Source organism: Dellaglioa sp. CoH-55-MRSF-7 (assembly GCF_056782235.1).
Genome location: NZ_JBXAYI010000002.1, coordinates 287,344 through 305,692, shown reverse-complemented (window position 1 = coordinate 305,692; position 18,349 = coordinate 287,344). Strand labels below are relative to the sequence as shown.

18 protein-coding genes and 1 other annotated feature are annotated in these 18,349 nt (G+C 33.5%); all 18 genes read left to right on the top strand.

Annotation, left to right across the window (positions count from 1 at the left end; translation table 11 throughout):
- The coding region (locus AC1RPU_RS03335; RefSeq protein WP_481761196.1) for a DNA translocase FtsK at positions 1-1,555 on the top strand (1,555 nt) is incomplete at its 5' end.
- A gap of 69 nt (positions 1,556-1,624) precedes the next feature.
- Positions 1,625-2,956 (top strand): UDP-N-acetylmuramate--L-alanine ligase, encoded by a 1,332-nt coding sequence (gene murC / locus AC1RPU_RS03330; RefSeq protein ID WP_481761401.1) that lies wholly within the window; start codon positions 1,625-1,627, stop codon positions 2,954-2,956.
- A gap of 297 nt (positions 2,957-3,253) precedes the next feature.
- On the top strand, positions 3,254-3,955 hold the full coding sequence (locus AC1RPU_RS03325) for a Bax inhibitor-1/YccA family protein (RefSeq protein WP_481761197.1): 702 nt from the start codon (positions 3,254-3,256) through the stop codon (positions 3,953-3,955).
- A gap of 152 nt (positions 3,956-4,107) precedes the next feature.
- Positions 4,108-6,789 (top strand): DNA polymerase I, encoded by a 2,682-nt coding sequence (gene polA / locus AC1RPU_RS03320; protein WP_481761198.1) that lies wholly within the window; start codon positions 4,108-4,110, stop codon positions 6,787-6,789.
- Positions 6,790-6,810: 21 nt separating this feature from the next.
- Positions 6,811-7,644: a DNA-formamidopyrimidine glycosylase gene (mutM, locus tag AC1RPU_RS03315; RefSeq protein WP_481761199.1), complete on the top strand. Its 834-nt coding sequence runs from the start codon at positions 6,811-6,813 to the stop codon at positions 7,642-7,644.
- A 2-nt stretch (positions 7,645-7,646) separates the two neighbouring features.
- A complete protein-coding gene (gene coaE / locus AC1RPU_RS03310) occupies positions 7,647-8,246 on the top strand; it encodes a dephospho-CoA kinase (RefSeq protein WP_481761200.1) in 600 nt (199 codons plus the stop codon).
- A gap of 32 nt (positions 8,247-8,278) precedes the next feature.
- Complete coding sequence (gene nrdR / locus AC1RPU_RS03305) at positions 8,279-8,767, top strand: transcriptional regulator NrdR (RefSeq protein ID WP_409022693.1); 489 nt, start codon at positions 8,279-8,281, stop codon at positions 8,765-8,767.
- Positions 8,768-8,773: 6 nt separating this feature from the next.
- Positions 8,774-10,174, top strand: a complete 1,401-nt coding sequence (locus tag AC1RPU_RS03300) for a replication initiation and membrane attachment family protein (protein ID WP_481762173.1) — start codon at positions 8,774-8,776, stop codon at positions 10,172-10,174.
- Positions 10,174-11,112 (top strand): primosomal protein DnaI, encoded by a 939-nt coding sequence (gene dnaI / locus AC1RPU_RS03295; protein WP_409022691.1) that lies wholly within the window; start codon positions 10,174-10,176, stop codon positions 11,110-11,112. The genes AC1RPU_RS03300 and dnaI overlap by 1 nt, the downstream gene beginning before the upstream one ends.
- Before the next feature lie 327 nt (positions 11,113-11,439).
- Positions 11,440-13,386 (top strand): threonine--tRNA ligase, encoded by a 1,947-nt coding sequence (thrS, locus tag AC1RPU_RS03290; protein ID WP_481761202.1) that lies wholly within the window; start codon positions 11,440-11,442, stop codon positions 13,384-13,386.
- Between the two features lie 59 nt (positions 13,387-13,445).
- Positions 13,446-13,583 (top strand) — a sequence feature (ribosomal protein L20 leader region).
- A gap of 56 nt (positions 13,584-13,639) precedes the next feature.
- Complete coding sequence (infC, locus tag AC1RPU_RS03285; RefSeq protein ID WP_409022689.1) at positions 13,640-14,140, top strand: translation initiation factor IF-3; 501 nt, start codon at positions 13,640-13,642, stop codon at positions 14,138-14,140.
- A 25-nt stretch (positions 14,141-14,165) separates the two neighbouring features.
- The gene (gene rpmI / locus AC1RPU_RS03280) at positions 14,166-14,366 is read left to right on the top strand and encodes a 50S ribosomal protein L35 (RefSeq protein ID WP_057973380.1); all 201 of its coding nucleotides are present in this window, start codon (positions 14,166-14,168) and stop codon (positions 14,364-14,366) included.
- Positions 14,367-14,424: 58 nt separating this feature from the next.
- Entirely contained in the window at positions 14,425-14,784 is a 360-nt protein-coding gene (gene rplT, locus AC1RPU_RS03275) for a 50S ribosomal protein L20 (RefSeq protein WP_409022688.1), read from the top strand.
- A 308-nt stretch (positions 14,785-15,092) separates the two neighbouring features.
- Positions 15,093-15,626: a YqeG family HAD IIIA-type phosphatase gene (locus tag AC1RPU_RS03270; RefSeq protein WP_409022687.1), complete on the top strand. Its 534-nt coding sequence runs from the start codon at positions 15,093-15,095 to the stop codon at positions 15,624-15,626.
- The gene (gene yqeH / locus AC1RPU_RS03265; RefSeq protein WP_481761203.1) at positions 15,619-16,755 is read left to right on the top strand and encodes a ribosome biogenesis GTPase YqeH; all 1,137 of its coding nucleotides are present in this window, start codon (positions 15,619-15,621) and stop codon (positions 16,753-16,755) included. Before AC1RPU_RS03270 ends, yqeH begins: the two co-directional genes overlap by 8 nt.
- Before the next feature lie 17 nt (positions 16,756-16,772).
- Positions 16,773-17,087: a ribosome assembly RNA-binding protein YhbY gene (gene yhbY, locus AC1RPU_RS03260; protein ID WP_409022685.1), complete on the top strand. Its 315-nt coding sequence runs from the start codon at positions 16,773-16,775 to the stop codon at positions 17,085-17,087.
- 26 nt (positions 17,088-17,113) lie between these two features.
- A complete protein-coding gene (locus tag AC1RPU_RS03255) occupies positions 17,114-17,761 on the top strand; it encodes a nicotinate-nucleotide adenylyltransferase (protein WP_481761204.1) in 648 nt (215 codons plus the stop codon).
- The gene (yqeK, locus tag AC1RPU_RS03250; protein WP_481761205.1) at positions 17,754-18,347 is read left to right on the top strand and encodes a bis(5'-nucleosyl)-tetraphosphatase (symmetrical) YqeK; all 594 of its coding nucleotides are present in this window, start codon (positions 17,754-17,756) and stop codon (positions 18,345-18,347) included. The genes AC1RPU_RS03255 and yqeK overlap by 8 nt, the downstream gene beginning before the upstream one ends.
- The last annotated feature ends 2 nt before the right edge of the window (positions 18,348-18,349 follow it).

The following is an 18,349-nucleotide window of genomic DNA, read 5'->3' as shown; positions in this document are numbered from 1 at the left end:
GCAAGAAGTACAAGAAGTACAAGAAGTACAAGAAGTACAAGAAGTACAAGAAGTACAAGAAGTACAAGAAGTACAAGAAGTACAAGATAGCTATTATGATAATCAGTCAGATGAAGAAGTCAAAAGGTCAGATGCAAGTTATCAATTTCCATCACTTGATTTATTACCAGATCCTATTTTAGAAAATGCTGGTGAATTAGATGATTGGGTACTTTCTCAAATTGATGTATTAAATAATACATTGGAAGCATTCCATGTTAATGCAGAAGTTGATGGCTGGACAGTTGGGCCAACGGTGACCCAATTTGAAGTATCATTAGCTGCTGGTGTTAAGGTAAGTAAGATTACCAACCTTGTTGATGACTTGAAACTAGCGCTTGCTGCAAAAGATATCCGTGTAGAGGCGCCAATTCCTGGACGTAGTAGTGTTGGAATTGAAATACCTAATTTAAAATCAAGACCAGTCCTTCTCTCGGAAGTATTGAGATCTCCAGTGTTTATAGAAAATAAATCACCATTGACGGTGGCGTTAGGTGTCGATTTATTTGGTGAAGCACAAGTAACTAACTTACAAAAAATGCCGCATGGATTAATTGCTGGTGCTACAGGGTCTGGTAAGTCAGTTTTTATCAATAGTTTATTAGTTTCTATTTTATATAAGGCAACACCAAACGAAGTTAAATTGTTATTGATTGATCCTAAAGCTGTCGAATTAGCGCCATATCATGATATTCCTCATTTATTAGCACCTGTTATATCAGATGCAAAAGCAGCTTCGGCAGCTTTGAAATGGGCTGTTGATGAAATGGAAGAACGCTATCAAAAATTAGCTGCAGCTGGAGCTAAAAATATTGGTAACTTTAATCAAAAAGCAGAAGCTAATGGCGATTTTGGCCTAAAGATGCCGTATATTTTAATTATTATTGATGAATTAGCTGATTTAATGATGGTTGCTTCAAATGAAGTTCAAGAATATATTGCAAGAATTACACAAAAAGCTAGAGCAGCAGGAATTCATTTAATTCTGGCTACACAACGACCAAGTGTTGATGTTGTTACGGGTACAATTAAAAATAATATTCCAACTCGAATTGCATTTATGGTTTCTAGTCAAATTGACTCGAGAACTATCTTGGATACGGCCGGTGCTGAAAAATTACTTGGACGAGGCGATATGCTCTATCTAGGTAATGGATCAAGTCAGGCTGTTAGGTTACAAGGAACGTATATAGAAGATGAAGTAGATTTAATTACAGATTTTGTTAGAACTCAAGGAAAGCCAAGATATGCATTTAATCCAGATGGACTGAAAAAAATGGCAGATCAAAATGAACAACAAGATGATTTATTGCCAGGTATTTTAGATTTTATTGCGCACGAACAAACCATTTCAACTTCTAAATTACAGCGCGTCTTTTCAATTGGGTATAATAGAGCTGCCAATATTATTGACGAACTTGAAAATCAGCAACATATCTCACATGCTAAGGGGTCGAAACCTCGAGATGTGTATTTAAATGAAGATGAACTCAGACGGATGAGAGAAGAATTTTAACGACAAACTGAATATTAACTCATTTTATGGTAAAATTATGAATGAATAATGTCAGAAAAGGGGATAATGATGAATAACCAAAAAGTATATTATTTTGTAGGAATAAAAGGCTCAGGGATGAGTTCTTTAGCATTAATTTTACACGATCAAGGATTTAAGGTTGAAGGCTCTGATATTGACCAATATACATTCACACAACGTGGATTAGAATTAGCTAATATTAAGGTTTATTCATTTGATGAAAAAAATATCCATGAAGGTTTGACTGTAATTGCGGGAAATGCATTTACAGCGGATCATCCTGAACTTAAAAAGGCACGTGAAATGGGATTAGATATTGTCAGTTATCCTGAAATGTTAAGTCGATTAATGGAAGGTTACACAAGTATTGGTGTTGCCGGCTCTCATGGTAAAACAAGTACAACAGGATTGCTTGCACATGTCTTAAGTGGTATTGCACCAACGAGTTACTTAATTGGGGATGGTACTGGTAAAGGAAAACCTGATGCAAGATTCTTTGTTTATGAAGCAGATGAATACCGTCGACATTTTGTTGCCTATCACCCAGATTATTCAATTATGACTAATATTGATTTTGATCATCCAGATTATTTTACTGGTATTGATGACGTTTTTGATTCATTTGAAACAGTTGCAAAACAAACCAAAAAAGGAATATTTGCTTGGGGAGATGATCCTTTACTCCGTAAAATAAAAGCTGATGTTCCAATTTATTATTATGGTACAAAGGATTCTGATGATTTCCAAGCTCGTGATATAAAACGAACAACTAAAGGTTCTGAATTCGATGTTTATTATCACGATACATCATTAGGTCATTACCAAATTCCAATTTTTGGTGAACATAATATCTTAAATAGTTTGGCCGTTATTGCTGTTTCGTATTTTGAAAAAGTTGATTTAGAAGAAATTGCAAGTGAATTATTAAGTTTTAAAGGGGTTAAACGCCGGTTTAGCGAAAAGTATATTGGTGATATGACAATTATTGATGATTACGCACATCATCCATCAGAAATTAAAGCAACAATTGATGCTGCTCGTCAAAAATATCCTGATAAAGAATTAATTGCGGTCTTCCAACCACATACGTTTAGTAGAACTATTGCGTTGATGGATGATTTTGCAATTAGTTTGAATCTTGCCGATAAGGTTTATTTAACGGATATTTTCAGTTCTGCTCGTGAAACATCAGGTAATGTTTCTAGTGAAGATCTTGGTGCAAAGATTGTTAAGGGTGGCGAGATTATCAAACTTGATAATCTTTCGCCATTACTTGATTACAATAATGCAGTTGTTATTTTTATGGGCGCTGGAGATGTCCAAAAATATGAATATGCATATGAAGAATTATTGAGTAATTTAAGTTTTAAAAATAATTAGTTGCTGAAAAAGAAATGATTTTCGAATCATTTCTTTTTTATTACTTAATTTTTTTTTACGAAAAGTGAAAATTCTTGATAATTTTACATGATTTGGTACACTTGTCCTTATACATACAAGGGGTTATCCTTTAAAAAGGTTAATGCTGTATGAGGTTAAAAGTCATGTTGTATTCTGATTAAAATAAGTAGTATTGCTCTAACTTATTTCATTTTATTAAATTAGTTGTAATAGGTTTTAGTGTATTAATCACAATATTTTAAACATGATTTCTTAATTAACAAGGAGGAAAATAAGATGGATAATCAAAATAGCGTTATTATTAATGAAAAAGATGGATTAAATCATTTTTTAGCAAAATTATATGGGTATATGGCGCTTGCAGTTGGCGTTTCAGCTGTCACAGCATTTTTAACATTGACAGTATTTCAAAAATTAGTTTATGGCTTTATGGCAGAACATTCATGGTCAATTTGGGCATTATTTATTGTCCAATTGGTGGTTGTCTTAAATATTAACGTAAAGGCATCAAGGGCACCATTTGTAACATTTGCTTTATTGATGGGGTATTCTGTACTTGAGGGCGTAACGTTGTCGTTGATTATATCAATGTATTCAGTCGGGAATATCATTGCTGCATTTGCCGCAAGTTCGGCTGTATTCGTTACGATGACCATTTTAGGAAATGTTACTAAACGAGATTTAACTAAATTAGGCACACAGGCATTAGCAGCTTTGGTTGGACTAATTGTTGCTTCATTTGTAAATTTATTCTTACAAAGTGAACTTATTAATTACGTATTCTCATATATCGCTGTGATTATTTTCACCATTTTAACAGCGTGGGACACACAAAAATTAAGACAAGTATTTTTACAACGAGATAGCAATGTTTCAGTTTCTAACTTAGCTATGACAGGTGCACTAATGTTATATCTTGATTTTATTAATTTATTCATTTCATTCTTACAAATCTTTGGTTACGGTGGTAGAGATTAGTAATTCATAAATAAGAAGGTTAAACCTCCAAGTTAAGGATTTATAACTTGGGGGTTTTTATTACTTTATTGAGTTATTAGCGTATTCATTATTAATCACGGCTGATGTTTGGTAAAATAGAGATAGAGATTTTCAAAGGAGACGGATATTAAATGACTAATACTAATGAGAAACTACTATTGATTGATGGAAACAGTATTGCCTATCGTGCATTTTTTGCATTGTACCAATCTGTAGATAGATTTACAAACCAAGCTGGGTTACATACAAATGCATTATATGGGTTTAATAATATGTTGAATGTCATATTAGATACCGAAAAACCGACACATGTATTAGTTGCATTTGATGCAGGAAAGACAACATTTAGAACTAAAAAATATGATAATTACAAGGCCGGTAGATCAAAAACACCGCCAGAACTAAAAGAACAAATGCCATATTTTAGAGAATTACTAGCAGGATACGGCATTAAAACTTACGAATTAATTGATTTTGAAGCAGATGACATTATAGGCACAATGGCAAAAAAAGGTGAAGAAGCTGGATATAATGTGACTATTGTGACTGGAGATCGAGATTTAACACAATTAACAACCGATAAAGTAACAGTTTCTGTCACAAAAAAAGGCGTTAGTGAAATCGAAAAATTTACACCAGAGCATGTAATGGAAAAATTTGGATTAACACCATTGCAAATTATTGATATGAAGGGATTAGTTGGCGATACGTCAGATAATTATCCCGGTGTTACTAAAGTTGGTGAGAAGACTGCAATTAAATTATTAACAGAATATGACTCAATGGAGAATCTTTACGAAAATATTGATCAATTAAAGAAAAGTAAAATGAAAGAGCATTTAATTGAAGATAAAGATCAAGCATTTATGAGCAAAGATTTAGCCAGAATTCGACAAGATGCACCTATCACAATCGATTTTCCTGATACAAAATGGGATGGAAAAGACTTAGATAAGTTAGTTGCTTTCTATGAAAAAATGGATTTTAAAAAATTTTTAAGTCAATTAAATTTAAATTCAGCATCAGATAGTGTAGAAATGAATTTATTTCCAGAACCTAAAAAGACAGATTATAAAGTATTAACTAGTGATAATTTAGATGAATTATCTAAATTATCACAACCAATTTCTTTTTATTTAGAGATGTTGGAAGATAATTATCATACAGCAGATTTTGATGGATTTGCGATAGGTGATGGCAATCAATTTTTCGTAACACGAGATGTTGATTTGTTAAAATCTAAAACTTTAGTTTCAATTCTTTCAAATGATAAAATTAAAAAGAATGTATTTAATTTTAAACGTAATTATGTAGCATTGAACCGATTGGACATTCAACTTGCAGGAACTGAATTCGATCTTTTGTTGGCTTCATATTTGTTAGATACAAGTGATAATAGTAATGATCTTAGTAAAGTTGCACAGAAACATGATTACTATGACGTTAAGTCTGATGAAGAGGTATATGGTAAAGGCGTTAAACGTGCAATTCCAGAAGATGATGATATTTTCTTTAGTCATATGGCATCGAAAGTTGACGCCTTAAATCTTTTGAAAGAACCATTAATGGCCGGATTAGTTGATCATGAGCAAATGGATTTGTACACGGATATGGAACTTCCTCTTTCACTTGTATTAGCCAAGATGGAAATTCAAGGCATTAATGTGGATGCCGATAGATTGAAGATTATGAAAAAGGAATTTTCAACTATTTTAAGTGATATGGAAACTAAAATTTATAGTGAAGCTGGTGAAGAATTTAATATTAATTCACCAAAACAATTAGGCGTTATTTTATTTGAAAAATTAAAATTACCTGTTGTTAAAAAAACTAAAACAGGTTACTCAACTGCAGTTGATGTTTTAGAACAACTTAGTACAATAGCTCCAATTGCAGATTTAATTTTAAAATATCGACAAATTGCAAAAATTCAATCAACGTATGTTGAAGGATTATTAAAAGTTAGACATGAAGATAAGAAAGTTCATACAAGATACCTACAAACACTGACAGCGACAGGCCGATTATCATCTGTAGATCCTAATCTACAAAATATTCCGGTCCGCGTTCCTGAAGGTAAGAAAATTAGACAAGCATTTATACCTGAACATAAGGGATGGAAAATATTCTCATCTGACTATTCACAAATTGAGTTGCGTGTTTTGGCCCATATTGCGCATGATGCTAATATGCAAGAAGCTTTTAAAGAAGGAATCGATATCCATGCTAATACAGCAATGAAAATTTTTAGTTTAGAATCGCCAGATGACGTGACGTCAAATATGCGTCGAACAGCTAAGGCAGTCAATTTTGGGATTGTTTATGGTATTAGTGATTATGGATTGTCACAAAATATTGGGATTACTAGAAAACAAGCACAAACATTTATTGATACTTATTTAAATGAATTTACAGGCGTTAAGAACTACATGGAAAGCGTTGTGCGTGAAGCTAAAGATAAGGGCTATGTTGAAACATTATTCCATCGTCGTCGTTATTTACCAGATATTAACAGTCGAAACTTTAATTTACGTTCTTTTGCTGAAAGAACTGCAATGAATACCCCAATTCAAGGTAGTGCTGCGGATATTATTAAAGTAGCGATGATTAATATGAACAAAATGTTAGAAGAAGAACATTTACAAGCCAAAATGTTATTACAAGTACATGATGAATTAATTTTTGAAGCACCTGAAGAAGAAATTGCTATCTTGCAAAAGAAAGTTCCTGAAGTTATGGACGCTGCTGTTTCTTTAGAGGTTCCTTTAAAAGTTGAGAGTGCGTTTGGTGATAGTTGGTTTGATACTAAATAAAAAGTGGTTGGGGGTAATTATATGCCAGAATTACCAGAAGTTGAAACGGTTCGAAGAGGTCTTAGTCAATTAGTTATAGGTAAGACAATTAAATCAATTGATGTTTTATGGCCTAAAATTGTATCTGGGGATGTACTAGATTTTAAGCGTGAATTAGAAGGTAGAAAGATTGAATCAATCGATAGACTGGGTAAATACTTACTTTTTCGTTTTGATAGTAAAATGACAATGGTTTCTCATTTAAGAATGGAAGGCAAATATTTTGTCCGTGGATCAGATGAACCAATTGAAAAACATTCCCACGTCATATTTCATTTAACTGATGGGCAAGATTTAAGATACAATGATGTTCGTAAGTTTGGACGCATGCAACTAATCCCCACAGGTCGAGAACGTGAACTTTCGGGACTTAAGAAGCTAGGACCAGAACCGACAGAAGATGATTTTAAGCTCAGTTATTTCAAAAAATATTTATCTCGTAAGCATATGGCAATCAAGCCTGTGTTATTAAATCAAGAAGCGGTTGCTGGTCTTGGAAATATTTATGTTGATGAAGTTTTATGGATGAGTAAAATTAATCCGGAACAGCCAGCAAATTTAATTTCTGATAGGAAATTAGCTATATTACGTAAAAATATTATTCTTGAGCTAGCCACTGCGGTACAAGCTGGTGGAACAACAATTAGATCCTATACGGGTGCGTTTGGTGAGACGGGTTTGTTCCAATTTGATTTGAATGTCTATGGTCAAACAGGAAAACCATGTCCTAGATGCGGAGCGCCTATTGTTAAAATAAAAGTGGCACAACGAGGGACACACTACTGTCCACATTGCCAACCGTTAAAGGAAGTTTAAAAATGACTTATATTCTTGGACTAACTGGTGGCATAGCAACAGGTAAATCAACAGTTAGTCGTATTTTTAGAGAAGAAAATATCACAGTTATTGATGCAGACGTTATTGCGAGACAAGCTGTTGAACCAGAATCTGTAACATTAAAAATAATCATTCAAACATTTGGTGAAAAATATTTATCATTAACCGGGAATTTGAATCGAAAAGAGTTAGGTCAGCTAGTTTTTAATGATGCAACAGAGTTAAAAAAATTGAACGGCATTATGGTTCCTGCTATTAGAAAAGAAATCTTGTCACAAATAGAAGTCCAAAAAAAATTAGGTAGCCAGTTAATTATTTTGGATATGCCTTTATTATTTGAGCAAAACTACCAATTACTTTGTGATGCAGTAATGGTTATCTATGTACCTGAAACAGCACAATTAGAACGTTTAATGAAGCGGGATGAATTGTCTTTAGATGAGGCGATGTTAAGGGTTAAAGCACAATGGCCCATTCAAAAGAAAAAAGATTTAGCAGATTTTGTAATAGATAATTCAACAACGGTTGCCGTTACAAGGGTTCAAGTGCTAAACTGGCTTAGTAATCAAATTAATGGTTAAATAATGTAAATAAAAAATAATGAGGTGTCACAATGAAATGTCCACATTGCCAACATAATGGCTCTCGAGTCGTTGACAGTCGACCAACAGATGAAGGTCGCGTTATCAGACGACGTCGTGAATGTGAAAATTGTGAATTTAGATTCACAACATTTGAACGAGTTGAAGCTACACCACTACTTGTTATTAAAAAAAATGGAACACGTGAAGAATTTAATCGTGAAAAGATTCTTAAAGGTATTATCAGTTCTGCTGAGAAAAGACCAGTTTCAATGAAAGCTATCACTCATCTTGTGGATCAAGTGGAAAATAATGTTAGAGCATTAGGTGAAAATGAAATTTCTAGCCAACTAATTGGTGAATATGTTATGGGATTATTGGCTGATGTAGATGAAATTGCGTACATTAGATTTGCTAGTGTTTATCGCCAATTTAAAGATATGAGTGTTTTCTTAAAAGAATTAAATGAAATGATGGCTCGTGATAAAACACCTACAGATAAACCGGATTTGAAGGAATGATAATCAATGATTGATATATGCGGAAATATGAGTCCGAAAGACGGTTATGTCGTTTTAATGGATGAAAAAGTTACAAATGATGATATTGAACGACTAGACTACTTGTATCAACCTGTTATGGGTGTGATTGCGAGTGGTCTATTTGCTCTATTGAAAGGTGAGGCAGGTCAAAATCCACAATTATCTAATCGAAAGATGCATAGTGAATTACTTGCATTACTAAATATTGACATAGCAATGTTTTATGAAGCAAGAAGTGCCCTTGAAGCTTTAGGGCTTTTGAAGAGCTTTGAAAAAGAGGATGCAATAGGAAAAGTTGTTGTCTATCAATTGCGTCGACCTTTGCAAGCAACTGATTTTTTTACAGATGATTTACTAAGCACTTTACTCTGGGAATCGATTGGTGATGGTAGGTACAAAGAAATTACCACTCGATTTGCGTTACCAATTTTAAAATTAGATGGCTTCAAAGAAACATCTAAAAGTTTCTTAGATGTTTTCCAAGTTAATCAAGATCATTTGTCTAATAAACCTGATATTATTTCTGAAAGTAAAAAAGTTTTTTCAACGGACAAGAAGATACCGAAAAAGTTAGTTGAGTCAGGTAGTATTGAGTCATTTGATTTTAAATTTTTTATTGAACTACTGGAAAAGAGTTTCGTTTCTTTGGATAATATCAATGAACAGCGGGATTTAATTATTTCAGAGCATCTCTTGTATGGTATTGATGAAATCGAAATGGCCCAATTTATTGGAGATTCAGCTGACTTATCAACAAATGAAGTTGATTATAATTCATTCAAGCAACATATTGCTCACAAATATAATCAACAAATTAAACTGAAAAAACAAGAAGATTTAACAAGTAGTGATAATAAAAAGGTTAATATGAAATCTGTTGAAACGCTAAAAAAAGTTGGTTTTTCTGAAGAGGATTCGCAGTTAATTCTTGCGAGTGAAGCCTATAAACCTTTTGATTTTTTGAAATCGTTAAAAGAAAGCAAGGGTGGATATGTCACTGACAGTGAAGCATATCTGTTACAGCAACTTATTCAACGACAGATATTTTCTAATTCAGTCATTAATATTCTGATTCATTACATTTTGATTGACCGTGATTTATCAACACTTAATAAATCGTTTGTCGATACTATGGCTAATGATTGGTCACAGCAAAAAGTGAAGACACCTGAAGAAGCCATTAATCAGGTTCGACAATTTAACAATAAAAAGACTGAAACTAAGGCGTCAAACCAACGACAAAGAAAAATAATTAAAAAAGAGACATTGCCTGATTGGGCTAAAGATGACTATCAAGCACCAAAAGTGGATGTAAAAGTTGATAAGGATGAACTAAAAAGACAACTTGCTGAATTTAATAAAACAGCACCCAAAGGAGGAAAATGATGGAAGATTTAGGGACAGAAATCAAAAAATTTCTTGAAAAGGACAACCTGAGTGAAAGATATCCTAATGTTAATTATCGTGATTTAATGAGAAAAGTTTATGAAGATTCAGATGTCATCGCTTTTTTAGATAGAAATAAAGCTGAATTAACAGAGGATAGTATTCGACGCGCTGATGCAAAATTGTATGAATTCTTATCTGAAAAAAATAAAATTATTCTTGGTAAAGGAATGATAGCACCAGGTTATAAGCCACAATTGGTTTTGAATAATCATATGATTGATGTTTCCTATGTACCAACAGATTCTTTTATCGAGGCTCAAAAAAGTAGAGCATTAGCTAAGCGAGTTAAATCAATGAGTATGTCTAAAGATATCAAAAACGCGACTATGAATGGCTTTGATATGGATGAACGTGGGGATGCACTTAGCCAGAGTTTAAAATTTATAACAACATTTGTTGATAGTCCTAAATCTTATCACCAAGCAATGTATTTTTATGGTAGCTTTGGCGTTGGTAAAACATATCTTTTAGGTGCTATGGCCAATGAATTAGCAAGTCGAGGATACCAAACGACTTTAATGCATTTCCCTAGTTTTGCAGTTGAAATTAAAAATGCTATTAGTGATAATCGTGTTTATGACATGCTAAATGCTGTTAAAAAATCTGAAATTTTAATGATTGATGATATTGGTGCCGATGCAATGTCTAGTTGGGTTCGTGATGATATTTTAGGTGTTATTTTACAATATCGCATGCAAGAAGAATTACCAACTTTCTTTAGTTCTAATTTTTCGATGAAACAACTAGAAGATGAGCATTTACGTATTAGTCAAAAGGGTGAAGACGAGCCTCTTAAGGCAAAAAGAATTATGGAACGAATTCACTTTTTAGCAAAAGAAGTTAAGATTGTTGGAAAAAATCGTCGACCTAAATAAGAATAATAGTTGCTAAATTTCACTAAAAATGGTTAAATAGTTATTAAATTGATACGGAAGATTACATTCTTTTTTTATGTCCGCAGGGAGGGAAAGCATAGCTGAAAGCTTTTCTGGCAGAGAATAAGTGATGACCACTTCCATAATGTTGCCTGATTTTTATCAGGTCGGATTGGATCCGTTAAAATCTATGGAGAAAGTTTTGTTTCGGCAAAACTTTGAATTTGGGTGGAACCACGTTAATCGACGTCCCTAATACACGATTTTATTTGTGTATTAGGGACTTTTTTTGTATCAAAAAATATTAAAACAATGGAGGAAGTTAACATGTCAAAAATAAATATTACATTTCCAGATGGCGCAGTTAAAGAGTTTGATTCAGGTATTACGACTGAAGACGTTGCAAAGTCAATTAGTCCTAGTTTAGCTAAAAAATCAATTGCCGGTAAATTCAATGGTGTTTTGGTTGATTATCTTCGTCCATTAGAGGCAGACGGCGCTATCGAAATTGTTACTAAAGAATCTGCAGACGGATTAATCGTTTTATGGCATACAGCTGCTCAAGTTTTAGCTAATGCGTTACAACAATTATACCCAGGTATGAAATTTGGTATGAGTTCTGATATTGAAAATGGTTTCTATTTTGATACAGATAATGGTGAAACACAAGTTAGCGTTGATGATTTGAAGAAAATTCAAGATAAGATGAAATCAATTGTTAAAGAAAATTTGAAAATTGAACGTCAATTAGTTTCAAAAGCTGAAGCTCTTGAATTATTTGCTGGTGACCCATATCGTGCTGAATTAGTAGTTGAAGCTACTGATGAAAATGGACAAGTTGAAATTTACAAACAAGGTGAATTCGTTAACTTAAGCGATGGCGCACAATTACGCTCAACTGCTGATGTTAAAATTTTCCAATTATTATCAGTTGCTGGTGCATATTGGCAAGGTAAATCAAGTAATCCGATGTTACAACGTGTTTATGGTACAGCGTTCTTTAAACAAAAAGATTTAGATGCTGAATTAGTTCGTCGTCAAGAAGCACGTGAACGCGATCATCGAGTAATTGGTAATGACTTAGATTTATTCTTTGTAGATCCAAAAGTTGGTGCAGGATTACCATACTGGTTACCTAATGGTGCTACAATTCGTCGTACGATTGAACGCTACATTGTTGATAAGGAAGTTTCAAATGGTTATGATCATGTTTACACACCAATCTTAGCCAACTTGGATTTATATAAAACTTCTGGTCATTGGGACCATTATCGCGAAGACATGTTCCCACCAATGGACATGGGTGATGGCGAAGAGTTAGAGTTACGTCCAATGAACTGTCCTTCACATATTCAAGTTTACAAGCATCATATTCGTTCATATCGTGATCTTCCTATCAGAATTGCTGAATTAGGAATGATGCATCGTTATGAAAAATCAGGTGCACTTTCTGGTTTACAACGTGTACGTGAAATGACATTAAATGATGGTCATACTTTCGTTGCTCCTGATCAAATTCAAGAAGAATTTAAAAGCGTCCTTCGTTTAATGATGGAAGTTTATGATGACTTTGGGATTGCTGACTATTCATTCCGTTTGAGCTATCGTGATCCAGCTAACACAGAGAAATACTTTGATGATAATGAAATGTGGACAAAATCACAAAGTATGTTAAAAGGTGCTATGGATGATTTAGGCTTAGATTACTACGAAGCTGAAGGAGAAGCAGCATTTTACGGTCCTAAATTAGATGTTCAAACAAAAACAGCGTTAGGAAATGATGAAACGTTATCAACAATTCAATTAGATTTCATGATGCCTGAAAAATTTGAATTATCATACATCGGTGATGATGGTGAAGAACACCGTCCTGTTATGATTCATCGTGGACTTGTTTCAACGATGGAACGTTTTACAGCTTACTTAACAGAAATGTACAAAGGAGCATTCCCAACTTGGTTGGCTCCTAAACAGGTAACAATTATTCCTGTTAAAAACGATCTTCATGCCGATTATGCGCATGATTTACGTGCTAACTTAGTTGCTCGTGGTGTACGAGTAACGGTTGATGAACGTAACGAAAAGATGGGTTATAAGATGCGTCAAGCGCAAGTTACTAAAGTACCTTATATTTTAGTTGTCGGTGATAATGAAGTAGCTGAAAATACAGTTTCTGTTCGTCGACATGGTGAAGATGATTCAAATATCTTTACAAAAGAAGATTTTATTAACAACATTACAAAAGAAATTGCCAACTATAGTCGTAAAGCATAAAAAAGACTCATTTTAATTTGCTTGACAATGAGTCTTCAAGTTGGTATGATATAAAAGTTAAGAAAAAGCAGAGGCTCCCGCTTCTCGCCTGAAGAGACAAAGAGTCTCTGGGCAGAATATTATTGAAATTAAATTCCAATTAAAATGGATTTCAAGCGGGCTGCGATAATTTATTATTGTTGCCCGTTTTTCTGTGTTTTTTCTCAAAAAAATTTGGAGGTGCATTGCCATAGCAGTTGATAAAGTAGACAAAATGGTCAATGAAGGTATCCGCGCATCGGAACTTCGTTTGATCGGTGATGATGGCGAACAACTTGGTGTTAAAACGAAACAAGAAGCACTAGATATGGCAGAAATTGCTAATTTAGATGTTGTTGTTGTTGCCGCTAACTCAAAACCACCTGTTGCTAAGATTATGGATTACGGGAAGTACCGTTTCGAATTACAAAAGAAACAAAGAGAAGCCCGTAAAAACCAAAAGATTGTTAATGTTAAAGAAGTTAGACTTAGTCCAACGATTGATATTAACGATTTCAATACAAAATTGAAAAATGCCTCAAAATTCCTTGCAAAAGGTGATAAGGTTAAAGTATCAATTAGATTTAAAGGCCGTGCAATTACGCATAAAGAAATCGGACGTGATGTCTTGAATCGCTTCGCTGACGCAGCTAAAGAAGTTGCATCAGTTGAATCAAGAGCGAAGATGGATGGACGTAGTATGTTCATGATGCTTGCACCTAAGGCTGAAAAGTAAAGCTATATTAGGAGGATATTAGATTATGCCAAAACAAAAGACTCATCGTGCATCAGCAAAACGTTTTAAACGTACAGGAAATGGTGGCTTAAAACGCTCTAAAGCATATACAAGTCATCGTATGCATGGTAAAACTAAGAAACAACGTCGTCAATTAAGCAAATCAACTACAGTGTCAGCATCAGATAACAAGCGTATCAAACAAATGCTTTCACAAATGAAATAATAAATATAAATTAGACAATTGATGCCATTTTTAAATGGCTCAATAAGGAGGAATTTTCATGCCACGAGTTAAAGGTGGAACCGTTACACGTCAACGTCGCAAAAGAATGCTTAAATTAGCAAAAGGTTACCGTGGATCAAAACATATCCAATTTAAGGTAGCTAAACAACAAGTAATGAAATCGTACCAATATTCATTCCGTGATCGCCATCAAACAAAACGTAACTTCCGTCGTCTATGGATTGCACGTATTAACGCTGCAGCACGTATGAATGGTTTAAGTTACAGCAAGATGATGCATGGCTTGAAATTAGCTGAAATTGAAGTTAACCGTAAAATGTTAGCTGAATTAGCTGTTAAAGATTCAGCAGCATTTGCTGCTGTTGCAGAAGAAGCTAAAAAAGCATTAAGTAAATAATAACTTTTAAGAGGATACTTGACCAATTGTCAAGTATCCTCTTTTTTTAATAAAATTTCTGTAAATAAGTTAAGTATGTTATTTTTAGTGAAATCAAAAAAATTTTATGTGATATCAATGATTATGGTCTATGTAACTAATAAGACAAAATATAATCTTAAAAAGAGCAATATAAAATTGAAATAACTCGTTTCTATTATTTTAAAATGAGAAAATAAAATTAATTTCATTTGTTTTCATGGAAAACATGCAATTTTGTTGAAAGTACATTATACTTAGATTATTATTCTAAAATTGAGGTAGCTAACATGCTTGAGAGATATAAACCAACTTGGATGGTTGAATCAATTTATGATTTAACACCAGAGGATTTACAAAATCATGGAATTAAAGTTGTTATGACTGATTTAGACAATACATTAATTGCATGGGATAACCCAAACGGAACCCCAGAATTGAAGAATTGGTTAGAGCTTATAGCTGCGGCTTCAATTCCAGTGATTGTTGTATCTAACAATAGTCACGAACGTATTGAAAAGGCACTGGAACATATTGGATTACCATTTGTTTCCAGAGCTCTAAAACCATTTACAAAAGGAATTAACCAAGTTAAAAATGAATTTAAGATGAATAATCAAGATTTAGTTTTAATAGGTGATCAATTGATGACTGATATTGCTGCTGCGAATAATGCGGGCATTAAAAGTATATTGGTTAAACCACTTGTTGAATCAGACGCTTGGAATACAAAACCTAATCGTTTCATTGAAAAAAGAATTAAAAATCACTTAATTAAAAAACACGATTTTAAAACTAAATGGGGGAATTCATTGGATGACTGACATAATTGAAGTACCAGAAATTGACGAAGATCTTTTTTGTATTGGCTGTGGCTCAAAAATTCAAAGTGAAGAAGTAGATGAATTAGGCTATACACCTAAATCCGCAGTAAAAAAAGGACTTGAAACAAATGAACTATATTGCCAAAGATGTTTTAGACTACGACATTACAATGAAATTGCTGACGTTAAGTTAACTGATGATGATTTCCTAAAATTATTGAATCAAATTGGTAGTGCTGATGCATTAATCGTCAACGTTATTGATATTTTTGATTTTAATGGTAGTCTAATTCCTGGATTACATCGATTTGTGGGTGATAATCCTGTTTTAATGGTTGGAAATAAAGCTGATTTATTGCCTAAGTCATTGAGACGTTCGAAGTTAAAGGATTGGATGAGACAACAAGCTAATTTACAAGGATTACGACCAATTGATGTTGCATTGACAAGTGCAACAAAAAACTTTGCGATTGATGAATTATTAGAATTAATTGAAAAGTATCGTGAAGGCCGTGATGTGTACGTTGTTGGAGTAACTAATGTTGGTAAATCAACATTGATTAATCAAATCATTAAACAAAGAACAGGTGTCCAAGACCTGATTACAACTTCAAGATTCCCAGGAACTACGCTTGATAAGATTGAAATTCCATTGGACGATGATCGAGCTTTAATTGATACACCAGGTATTATTCATCAAGACCAGATGGCTCATTATCTATCAGGTAAGGCGCTAAGATTAGTTTCTCCTCAAAAAGAAATTAAACAACGCGTCTATCAGTTAAATGAAAACCAAACATTATTCTTTGGGGCTGTTGCAAGATTTGATTACATTTCAGGGGGAACTCCTGGTGTTGTCGTTTATCTTGATAATGATTTAATGATTCATAGAACAAAAACTGAGACTGCAAGTGAATTTTATGAGAAACATGCTGGTGGTTTATTAAATCCACCAACAGATGATGAAATGAACGACTTCCCAGAATTAGTTCGTTTTGAATTTAAAGCAACACAAAAAAGTGATTTAGTTTTTGCCGGACTTGGATGGGTAACCATTAATGAGGGTGCTAAAGTCGCTGGCTGGGCACCAAAAGGTGTTTCGGTTCTTTTACGTAAAGCAATGATATAAGAGGAGTTAACTAACATATGACATTAAGAGGCAAACAAAAAAGATATCTACGCAGTCAGGCACATCATTTACGTCCACTTTTCCAAGTTGGAAAAGAAGGCGTGTCTACTAACTGGTTAAACCAAATTCGCGAAGCAATTGAAAAACGCGAATTAATCAAAATTAACATGCTACAAAATGCAACAATTGATACAAATGAAGTTCGTATTTTTATTGAATCTAATAGTTCAATTCAAGTTGTTCAAGTGATTGGTCATACATTAGTGCTTTATCAAGCAGCAACAGATGTCGAAAATCGAGATATCTCTGACAAAGTTAATTTACTCGCTTAATTTAAAATTTTGAGGAGGTTTTTAGCTTGACTATTCAAGTCCAAAAATTAAAAGAAATTAATTTAGTTACGAAATTTAAGACTAAACCCATTCTTGATAATACGAAAAAGCGTGTTGGAATTCTCGGGGGTACGTTTAATCCGCCTCACTTAGGTCATTTAATAATTGCTGATCAAGTTTGTCAGCAATTAGGATTAAGTGAAGTTCGATTTATGCCGGATGCAACACCACCACATGTGGATAAAAAGGAAGCAATTGATGCAAAGTATCGCCTTGATATGGTTAATCAAAGTATCGCGGATAACGATAAGTTTAAGCTGGAAGATACTGAAATTAATCGCGGTGGTATTAGCTACACCTATGACACTGTGGTTGCTTTAAAAGCAGCTCATCCGGAAAATGATTACTATTTTATTATTGGCGGCGATATGGTAGATTATTTACCGAAATGGTCTCGTATTGATGAATTAGTAAAATTAGTACATTTTGTTGGAGTTAAACGAACGGGATTTGAACAAACAAGTCAGTATCCTATACTTTGGGTTGATGTACCAACAATTGATATTAGTTCAACACAAATTCGAGATAAGATAAAAAAAGGCTGTTCAATTAATTATTTAGTACCTAAGGCAGTCTCAAATTATATTGAGAAAGAAGGGTTGTATCGTGAATAATTTAGTTTATTCTAATAATCTTTTTAGTGGAACTAGAGAAGAATTAGTACAGATTTTGAAGGAAACTTTGAGTGAAAAAAGATTTCAGCATGTGTTAAATGTTGAAAAATCTGCAATTGAACTTGCTCAAAATAATAATGGTGATATTGAAAGAGCAAGTATTGCTGGACTTATTCATGATTATGCCAAGGAGCGGACAGATGACACCTTTATCAGAACAATTAAGCAAAAACATATGGATCCTGATTTATTAAATTGGGGGAATGCTATCTGGCATGGAATTGTTGGCGCAGAGTTGATACATGATGAATTAGGTATTACAGATGATAAAATTTTAACATCAATTGTGAAGCATACGACAGGCGATGTTGAGATGGATTTGTTGGATAAAATTGTCTACGTCGCTGATTTCATCGAAGAAGGTAGGACGTTCTCTGGCGTTCTTGAAGCACGAAAAAAAGCATTTGAAAGTTTGGATGCAGCTGTTGGATTTGAAACAAAACATACACTAAGTTATTTAATTAATACCAATAAAAGAGTGTATCCTAAAACAATTTTGACCTTTAATAAATGGGTCGCAGAATAGAG